Annotated in this window: 9 protein-coding genes, 1 tRNA gene and 1 rRNA gene; all 11 read left to right on the top strand. The window is 57.1% G+C overall.

Annotated features, from left to right (window positions below):
* Positions 1-78 precede the first annotated feature (78 nt).
* The 11 genes from rrf (at position 79) to HMPREF2605_RS03395 (ending at position 9026) form a co-directional block, all read left to right on the top strand.
* Positions 79-195 (top strand): 5S ribosomal RNA (rrf, locus tag HMPREF2605_RS03445).
* Positions 196-497: 302 nt separating this feature from the next.
* The gene (locus HMPREF2605_RS03440) at positions 498-1241 is read left to right on the top strand and encodes a DUF6891 domain-containing protein (protein WP_049340517.1); all 744 of its coding nucleotides are present in this window, start codon (positions 498-500) and stop codon (positions 1239-1241) included.
* 401 nt (positions 1242-1642) lie between these two features.
* A complete protein-coding gene (locus HMPREF2605_RS03435) occupies positions 1643-2521 on the top strand; it encodes a DsbA family protein (RefSeq protein WP_049328071.1) in 879 nt (292 codons plus the stop codon).
* 229 nt (positions 2522-2750) lie between these two features.
* A tRNA-Thr gene (locus HMPREF2605_RS03430) sits at positions 2751-2824 on the top strand.
* 127 nt (positions 2825-2951) lie between these two features.
* Complete coding sequence (locus HMPREF2605_RS03425) at positions 2952-5150, top strand: acyltransferase family protein (RefSeq protein ID WP_070846934.1); 2199 nt, start codon at positions 2952-2954, stop codon at positions 5148-5150.
* 140 nt (positions 5151-5290) lie between these two features.
* Positions 5291-6121 (top strand): ABC transporter ATP-binding protein, encoded by an 831-nt coding sequence (locus tag HMPREF2605_RS03420; RefSeq protein WP_070846932.1) that lies wholly within the window; start codon positions 5291-5293, stop codon positions 6119-6121.
* A gap of 158 nt (positions 6122-6279) precedes the next feature.
* A complete protein-coding gene (locus tag HMPREF2605_RS03415) occupies positions 6280-7092 on the top strand; it encodes an SGNH/GDSL hydrolase family protein (protein ID WP_070846930.1) in 813 nt (270 codons plus the stop codon).
* An 835-nt stretch (positions 7093-7927) separates the two neighbouring features.
* A complete protein-coding gene (gene rpmB / locus HMPREF2605_RS03410; RefSeq protein WP_004005966.1) occupies positions 7928-8164 on the top strand; it encodes a 50S ribosomal protein L28 in 237 nt (78 codons plus the stop codon).
* Positions 8165-8167: 3 nt separating this feature from the next.
* The gene (rpmG, locus tag HMPREF2605_RS03405; RefSeq protein WP_004005967.1) at positions 8168-8338 is read left to right on the top strand and encodes a 50S ribosomal protein L33; all 171 of its coding nucleotides are present in this window, start codon (positions 8168-8170) and stop codon (positions 8336-8338) included.
* 2 nt (positions 8339-8340) lie between these two features.
* A complete protein-coding gene (gene rpsN / locus HMPREF2605_RS03400; protein WP_005506731.1) occupies positions 8341-8646 on the top strand; it encodes a 30S ribosomal protein S14 in 306 nt (101 codons plus the stop codon).
* A gap of 92 nt (positions 8647-8738) precedes the next feature.
* Positions 8739-9026 carry an HU family DNA-binding protein gene (locus tag HMPREF2605_RS03395; protein ID WP_005506733.1) on the top strand — a complete coding sequence of 96 codons (288 nt, stop codon included), beginning with the start codon at positions 8739-8741 and terminating at the stop codon, positions 9024-9026.
* Positions 9027-9379: the final 353 nt, after the last annotated feature.

The raw sequence follows: 9379 nt of genomic DNA, 5'->3' as shown, positions 1-9379 counted from the left end.
GTTTGCGTTCACTGTATGGTTTTTGGATAATAACCCTGGGCTTCCTTCGGGAGGCTGAGGCTTTTTATTCGGAAGATTTTCCGTGGTTATAGCAAGAGGGAAACGCCTGGTTCCATTCCGAACCCAGAAGCTAAGACTCTTCGCGCCGATGGTACTGCACTTTTGTGGGTGTGGGAGAGTAGGTCACCGCGGGTTTTTTATTCAAGAGGGGAAGACCTTATAGGTCTTCCCCTCTTTTTGTGTACCCAAAAACTTTTGAACCGAAAGCCCCATAACTCAGCAGAGGTACAGAGACGCAGCAGAGAAGCAGGGGAACATGGTTGCAGAGCCAGCCCGACAGCGTGCCAGCCTACTGCAGAGGTAACGAGATGGGGAGTTCACAGATCCGCCTGAATGACGAAGCAGAGGGCACGGTGGAGAAACTCTTGGTACCTTAACAACAAGAGCAATCCACATCTCTACCCGAACGAGTAGAGAACACGCAAAGGAGCATCATCATGGCCGATGAGAAGAGCATCTACGAGCGCTGGAGCGAAGAACGCCTCGACCCGCCCTTCCCCAAAGAATGGGGGCTGGATGAAGAAGATGAAGCCGAGCTGCTCTGGCCTATCTGGCCCCTGCTGTTCATGGGGGAATCTGATACTGAGCAGTACGTAGAAACCATCACCGATTATGTGATGGACGTACTCGGTCTGGAATACGATGGGGAGAATGAAGACAGCAAGCTCTGGGAGAAGCGCGTAGAGGACTACGTGGAAGAGCTCATCAAGCGTCGTCGTGCATTCGCCGCTGAGCTGGGCATTACCCCCGAAATGCAGAAGAACTCCAACCTCAACCGTGCCTTCGCAGCGCTCGAAGAAGAAGGAGTTATCGCACGACAGAACTTCACCTGCTGCGGTACCTGCGCCTCCGCAGAAATCTGGGACGAGATCGACGATAGCCGTGAATGGAAGGGATACATCTACTTCCACCAGCAGGACACCGAAAGCCTCGCTGAGAGCGGCGGTACCTACGTTGGGTTCGGCTCCTTCCTCGCCTACCCCAGGGACGAAAATGAATGGAACGCGCTGAGCGATGCGCAGAAGGAAGAGATTAGTGCTCTTCACAAGAAGCTTTCCGTGGAGCTCATGAAGGACACTATTATCCCCGTACTGGAGAAGCACGGCCTGAACGTGGAGTGGAAGGGGAACTTCGACACCCGCCCGTTCATTGGGGGAGTAGAAATCTACAACATTCCCTAGCAGCTGGTGAGCTGAACCGGATGGGTGCCTCGGCGCTATACTTGTGCGCTACTTGTGGCAGGGGAGAGGAGCCTCCTAATGCTACAGAAGTTTACAAGGAAAATAAGCTGAGAGCGTGAGAATCGACATCACAGCATCTCAGCCAGGGTATTAACTAGCCGATAAGGCACCCATTCGGTAGGCTAGACGGGTAGCGCGGTACATCCACGAGATAGACCCCACGACAGAGCGTGAGTAGAGCCAGCCTTCACGGTGGCACCTGCTCGACATGACTTTCAGCTGTTTCAAACGGCAGGAAGCTAGACCTCTGGAGCTATACCCTGACGGGTGCTTACTCTATAAGGGGTAGGCTAGAAGAAGTGGACGAACCGCCACCCATATTCCCAACCAAAGGAGCAGGCATGTCGACCGACGCTCGCGAAAAAGCCCGCCAGATTGCGGCCCAGCAGGCCAAGAAGAGCCCCAGCCAGGCAAGCCGCCGCTGGCTCCAGTTCGGCGTACTCGCCGTGGTCCTCATCATCGTAGGTATCATCGGCTTCGTCGTAGTCAACGGCAACAAGAACACCAAGGTAGCAGAAAGCGGCCCGGTGCCCTCCAGCGCCAACGAATACGGTGGCATTGTGCTGACCAAGGACGGCATCGTCCAGAACTCCTCCACCCAGGAGACCCGCGACTTCAAGCAACTCGCAACCTCGACCTCCTCCGTGACCCCCATGGTCAACGGAACCGCAGCAGCAGTCAACACCCTGCCCCCGGGCGTGCAGACCGCTGAAGAGGCATCTAAGAACGGCCAGCCCGTTCGCGTGACCATCTTCCAGGACTACAACTGCGTGCACTGTGCAGAGTTCGAGAAGAAGTACGGTGAAGAAATCCAGAAGCTCGTCGAGGACGGCACCATCACCCTGGAAATCCGCAACCTGACCTTCCTGGACCGCTCCTCGCCCACCGCTTACTCCGCACGTAACGCGGCAGCAGCATACTCCGTGGCAAACCAGGTCAGCACCAGCGACTTCCTGAACTACCAGCGCGAGATCTTTACCCACCAGGGCCGCGGCGACATGAACAACCAGCAGATCGCCGACATCGCTTCGAAGTACCACGCTTCCATCGGCTCCGATATGAACGATGGCAAGTGGCGCCCCTTCGTGGACGTGGTCAACGCTGAATCCGCAAAGAACGGTATTAAGGGTACCCCCACCGTCTTCGTTGATGGTGACCAGTACACCAGCAACGACTTCAGCACCTTCCTGAAGGAAAAGATCGAAGCTAAGAAGAAGTAACCGCTTCGATACGAAAACCCGGTAACCTCGGCGTGAGGCTACCGGGTTTTTCCATACACGGTGATAAGTACGAGGGATGGGTGAGCACCATACAGAGGTGGTGCTCATAAGGGGTAAAACGAAGGAAACGAACATACCATTACCCCATAATTTAGAAGTATTCTCAACCAAACCCTAAAAGAATAACTAAGCAGACTCAACCAAGAGAATAAGGTACACTGGACAGGTTGCCTCCTTAGCTCAGTTGGCCAGAGCATCTGTCTTGTAAACAGAGGGTCACCGGTTCGAATCCGGTAGGGGGCTCAGAAAAATCCTGGTTCGCACCAGCCTCATAGCAGAGGTGCGGATCAGGATTTTATTGTAGCGAGTGTCCTCGAGTGTCTAAGGGACCCGCACCAACACACCGTCTACCCGCCCTGAGGAACCAAGTATGTCTGAAACCTCCGGAACCCCGCAGGCCACCGCCTCGCAGGGCGCTCGTACCGCGGCGCTGCGCACCGTCAAAGCACGCGAAACCAACGACTACCCCCTCGAAGAATTCATCGAATCGCGAGGATTCCGCCCCGAAATCCAGGGCCTGCGCGCCTTCGCCGTGCTCCTCGTGGTGCTCTACCACGTCTGGGTCGGCAAAGTCTCCGGCGGTGTGGATGTCTTCCTCTTCATCTCCGCCTTCCTGCTCTCGCTCTCCTTCATGCGCAAGATCAACGAAGGCAAACCCCTCAAACTCTTCAACTACTGGCTGCACGTCTTCCAGCGACTGCTACCTGTAGCCACCGTGGTTATCGCGGGTACCACCATTGCGTCCTTCTTCGTGCTCGCGCCCAGCCGCTGGTCGCAAACCGTTACCGACGCAACGAGCTCCCTGTTCTACTTCCAGAACTGGAACCTCGCGTTTAGCTCCGTGGACTACTACGCCCAAAACGCCTCCGTGAAGTCGCCCTTCCAGCACTTCTGGTCGCTCTCCATCCAGGGACAAATCTTCATCATCTGGCCCCTGCTCTTCGCCGCAGTAGCCTACTTCGTACACCGATTCCGCGGGAACCTCTTCACCACCGCGGTGTTCATCTTCAACACGGTGTTCGTCGCATCCCTGACCTTCTCCATCGTCGAAACCGACACCAACCAGGGATTCGCCTACTTCGACACCCGCACCCGCCTGTGGGAGTTCGCCATCGGCACCCTGCTGGCGATGCTTACCCTCAAGTGGAAGGCGCCCGAAAAGGCGCGAGTCGTCATGGGCTGGGTCGGCATCATCGGCCTGGTCACCTGCGGCGCGATTCTGCCCGTCGAACGCGCATTCCCCGGCTACCTCGCCCTGTGGCCCGTGCTCTCCGGCGCGCTCGTCATCATGGCAGGCCGCACCAACAGCCGCTGGGGCATCGATCGACTATTGGTCTCCGCACCCCTGCAGAACCTGGGTAACATCTCCTATGCCCTGTACCTGGTGCACTGGCCCATCCTCATCCTCTACAGCAGCGCCGTCGGCACCTCCCGTGTGAACGTCATCGAAGGCACCATCATCATCCTGGCCTCCATCGGCTTGGCATGGCTACTCATCCGCTTCGTCGAGAAGCCGCTGCGCTACCGCAAGGACCCCTTCGTACCCTGGCTCATGATGAAGATGCGCTTCAAAACCGTCTTCTCCGTCAAGACCTGGGCCGACCAGCTCGCCTTCATCCTCGCAATCTTCCTGGTTGCCGGCGTGCCCCTTGCCGCCGCACAGGCATGGATCGGTTACCGCAACGCCCAGTCCGAGCAAATCGCCGAAATTAAGGTGCAGGAAGGCAACGAAAACTACCCCGGCGCCCGCGCTATCGGCGGTGCCCAGCAGGGGCTCATTGACAACCCCATCCCCTCCGGCGGTGACGTCAAAGCCCAGTACGAAGGTCTGAGCGACACTTGCACCGGAGCCTTCGCCCCCTCCGACCCGGCACTCGCCAAGTACTGCAGCCTGCAGAAGAACGGCGGTGACGACGTTCCGCTGACCATGGTCATCGGCAACTCCCACGCCGAACAGGCACTGAGCTCCTTCAAGCCCATCGCGGAGCAGACCAAAACCAACCTGCAGGCCTACCTGCTCGGTGGCTGCCAGTACCCGGTCCGCGCCGTCAACGCCAGCAACGAATGCTCGGAATTCAACACCAAAATGACCGAGGAAATTCTCAAGCGTAAGCCGCAGACCGTGGTGCTCATCGCCACCGTTGCCCAGGCACGATCGAACGACGAACGAGTCGACCCGAGCCTCGACGAGACGGTACGCCGTCTCACCGAAGCAGGGATCCAGGTCATCGGCCTGCGCGATAACCCGCGCTTTGAGTACAACATCTACGAATGCGCTCAGAAAGCCGGTGCCGACAAGAGCTCCTGCGCACGACCGGCAAGCGAAAAGTACGCCGCAGAAAACCCCGCAAAGGAAGTCTTCGACAAGTACCGCGGACAGGGCGCCGTCATGGTCGACCTGGCAGACGTGTACTGCCCGGATGGCACCTGCAGCCCCGTAGTCGGAAACATCTACGTCTACTTCGACGACAACCACGTTTCCAAGACCTACGGACGCACCATGGCGCAGGAAGTCTTCCAGCGTGCAGCAGAAGGCGGCTGGCTCGTCAACGGAAAAGTGAACTTCTAAAGGTCGCCAATACAGCGGGTCCCCCGCACTGTTCTACAGAAGTATGAACGGTTCGGGGGATCCGCTATTTTCCTACCCAAAATTAGGATAGGCTAAGTTAGGAGACTCCCGGGAGAAGTCAGAGGAGAAGAAAGGACGCCATGAAAGAAATCACCGAACGCACCCTTAAAGTAGAGAACGTCAGCCTCGGCTACGGCGAAACCACCATCGTCAAAGACCTCTCCCTCGAATTCCCCAAAGGCAAAATTACCGCCATCATCGGTCCCAACGGTTGCGGCAAATCCACCCTGCTACGTGGTGTCTCCCGACTGCTCAAGCCGCTCAACGGCGACTTCACCCTTGACGGCAAATCTACCCACGAATACTCCATGAAGGGCTTTGCCCGCATGGTTGGGCTCATGCCCCAGCACCCCATCGCCCCCGAAGGAATTACCGTAGCCGACCTCGTCTCCCGAGGACGCTACCCCTACCATGGCCTCTTCAAACGCAATAGCGCCGAAGACGACGAGGCGGTTGCTTGGGCTCTCGAAGCCACCGATACCATGTCCCTCGCCGAACGACAGGTCACCGAACTCTCCGGCGGTCAGCGTCAGCGCGTCTGGATTGCCATGGCGCTCGCCCAAGAAACCGACATCCTACTGCTGGACGAGCCGACCACGTACCTCGACCTGGCACACCAGGTGGAGCTACTCGACCTACTCTCGGACCTCAACGAGCAACGCGGCACCACCATGATCATGGTGCTGCACGAGTTGAACCTCGCCGCCCGAGTCGCTGATTACCTCGTCGCGATGAAGGACGGCTCCATCGTCGCTCAAGGCGAAGCACACGACGTGCTCACCCGTGAGAACCTCGACACCATCTTCGGCCTGAAAGCAGAGGTTGCCGATCCGTTTAACGACGGCAGTGTGGTGGTTGTTCCCCATCCGCGGAGGGCATCCGCAGCTACCGGGTCAGCTGTCGCATCCTAAGAAACCCCCGCTCATATCTGATGAAGCGCCCGCAACAGTGGGATACTGGAAAGCAGGAGGCACCGAAAGCTAAGCGAAGGAGCCGGTACACCGCGCGGGTGTACCGGCTCCTTCCATAGAAGGGCCATTCTCTATAGAGGCCCAGAAAGAAGAACACAATGACGACCCCGCTCCTAGACTCCAACGGCAAACTCAACGGCGAATCAGTACGCTACGTGGCAATCGGTGACTCCTTCACCGAAGGCGTGGGCGACGTTGACCGCCGCCGCCCCAACAGCTTGCGCGGGTGGGCAGACCGCGTTGCTGAAGGCCTCGGTGCAGTAGACCCGCAGGCACAGTACGCAAACCTTGCTATCCGCGGACGCCTGCTCGGCCCCATCCTGGATGAACAGTTGCCTCGAGCCCTCGACCTCTGCCCCAACATTGTTACGTTCTACGGTGGCGGCAACGACATCATGCGACCCAACGTGGATATTGACCAGCTCATGACCCGCGTCGACGAAGCCTTCGCCGCCATGCGCGCCCAGGACATCACGATTCTGACCATTACGGGCTTGGATGTGCAGGGCCAGGGCCCCTTCTCCCGCACCCGTGGCCGCACCGCCACCTACAATGAGCTGCTGCGCGGCATTGCTGAGGACCACGGCGCACACATTATCGACTACTGGCGCTGGAACGACTTCCTTGACTGGCGTCTGTGGGCTGACGATCGTCTGCACATGAACGGCCTCGGCCATGAACGCTTCGCATCTCGTGTGCTGGCGCAGCTTGGCCTGCCCGGTGTGGTCACCGAATCGGTACTGCCCCCGGAGGTGCAGCTGACTGCTCGCGAGAAGATCGAGCAGGAGGCGCGCTGGGTTCGCGAGTTCGCCCTGCCGTGGATTGGTCGCCGCCTGAAGGGTACGAGCTCCGGTGACGGCGTGAGCCCCAAGTACCCGGAGTGGGTGCCCGCGGCAAGCCTGAATAATTAGGCTGAAGAACTAGGCTCGCGGGGGCTCACGATACGGCGTAGAACCCTAGCTAGAACTGTATCGGTAGGGGAGTGCTCTGCGCCGTATCTGCCCCATACTTGTGTCGTATCTACACCGTAACGGAGCGGGGCAAAGCGGCCGTATCCGCACCGCGACGAGCCCTTAAACTGCCCTTTAAAACCGGGGCGGAAGCGTTAAAACGAGAGTTAAAAGCTCTTTAAACGCGTATTTAAGCCCGTTTAACAGCCCTGTGCACACCGTCAGAATCGGTGGTGCGGGGCTGTTTACGGCTTAAATCTGGCTTAAGCTGTTAATCTCACAACATGAATTTCACCGGTGTAATTTATCCCCGGTCACATAGAGAACATCCGTTCTTAAAAAGGTGCATTAACGCCTGACTAGGGGTGTTAAAGAATTCCTTAAAAACATCTGGACTTGCAAAAACACCCATTTTTGGTAGAATGGATGGGTATGTTTGCCGCTCGAAGGCAGGCGTGCATCCGTGAATCGAGCTCTTCGCTTAAACGAGGTGCAATCGGCTCAGAACACCGAGATTCCGCGGATTTTTAAGGCAAAATCCGGCGTGCAGGCTTGCACGAACCCCCGTATTTACCTAGAATTTAACGCTGTTCGTAGTGGTGGAAACGCCTCTCGACACTAATAAGCTTCACCGTTTTTCCCGCGGCGGGGATCGATGCGTGGCCTCTCACCCACGTGACGATCTCAAACACTCTAGCCCGGCGAATAACCCGGTGCTTCTACATTGGTGGCGGGACGCTCACGAGTAACATCGACTGCGTACCGTCATAAAAGTCAATCAATAAAGGAGTGAAACATGGCAGCAGTCTGCCAGGTGACCGGAGCTGTTCCCGGCTTTGGACACAGCATTTCGCACTCGCATCGCCGCAACAAGCGTCGATTCGACCCGAACGTTCAGAAGAAGACCTACTGGGTTCCTTCGCTGCGTCGTAAGGTAACCCTGAACGTGTCCGCTAAGGGCATCAAGGTTATCGATGCTCGTGGCATCGATGCCGTTGTTGCAGAAATCATCGCACGCGGGGAGAAGATCTAGTAAATGGCATCCAAGGCTAAGGACCTCCGTCCTATCATCAAGCTCAAGTCCACTGCTGGCACCGGTTACACCTACGTGACCCGTAAGAACCGCCGCAACAACCCCGACCGTATGGTGCTGAAGAAGTACGACCCCGTCGTTCGCAAGCACGTTGACTTCCGAGAGGAGCGCTAAGAATGGCTAAGAAGTCCAAGATCGCTCGCAACGAGCAGCGCAAGGTCATCGTCGCTCGCTACAACGAGAAGCGTATCGCGCTGAAGAAGACCCTGATCGACGAGAACGCTACCCCCGAGGAGCGCGAAGCAGCACGCGTGGCACTGCAGAAGCTGCCCCGCAACGCTTCCCCCGTTCGCGTGCGTAACCGCGACCAGATCGACGGCCGCCCCCGCGGTACCTTCCAGAAGTTCGGTATCTCCCGCGTGCGCTTCCGCGAGATGGCACACCGTGGCGAGCTGCCCGGTATCACCAAGTCCAGCTGGTAAATCTGGTATTTTAGTTCCTAAACGGTTTTCCGTCGTTACCGACGGTCACTCGCTTTAGACTCAAACCTTAAGTCTCTGGAAGGGGCACCCTAATGGCTAAGAACCGTACCGAACTCGTTGCAGAGGTTGCAGAGAAGTCTGGCAAGAGCCAGGCAACCGTGAATGCAGTCCTCGACGCAGTGTTCCAGGTTTTCGAGTCTTCCGTCTCCAAGGGCGAGAAGATCACCATCCCCGGTTGGATGGCAATCGAGCGCACCGACCGTGCAGCTCGTACCGGCCGTAACCCGCAGACCGGCGAAACTATCCAGATTCCCGCCGGTCACGGCGTGAAGCTGACCGCAGGCTCCAAGCTGAAGGCAGCAGTCGCTAAGAAGAAGTAATTCTTGAGACTTTGAATCTGATAAAAGACCCCCACCCTCACGGTGGGGGTCTTTTATTATGCCTGCCCAAGGGGAAACAGTGGAGAAAACCCGGCTGAAGAAAGCCCAAGCAGCGGAAGCGCCCCTAGACAGGTGAGGTGGAGCCCTAGAGCCGCTGAGTAGTTGTGTCTTTGTGACCTTAATGTTGTGGTTGAGCTAAAAACACAGAAACTATCCCTACTTCACGGAAGAAGCTAGGGTAGGCTACAGAAAAAATAAAGAAAATTTATACATTTAAACAGAAAGCTATGCATAAGCTGAGCGAAAAACCGGGATTATCAAACCCCGCTGGGAAAAATACTTATACATCGCCG

Origin of the sequence: Rothia sp. HMSC065C03 (genome assembly GCF_001837295.1) — a bacterium.
Lineage (GTDB): Bacteria > Actinomycetota > Actinomycetes > Actinomycetales > Micrococcaceae > Rothia.
This window is presented reverse-complemented; position numbering and strand designations above follow the sequence as displayed.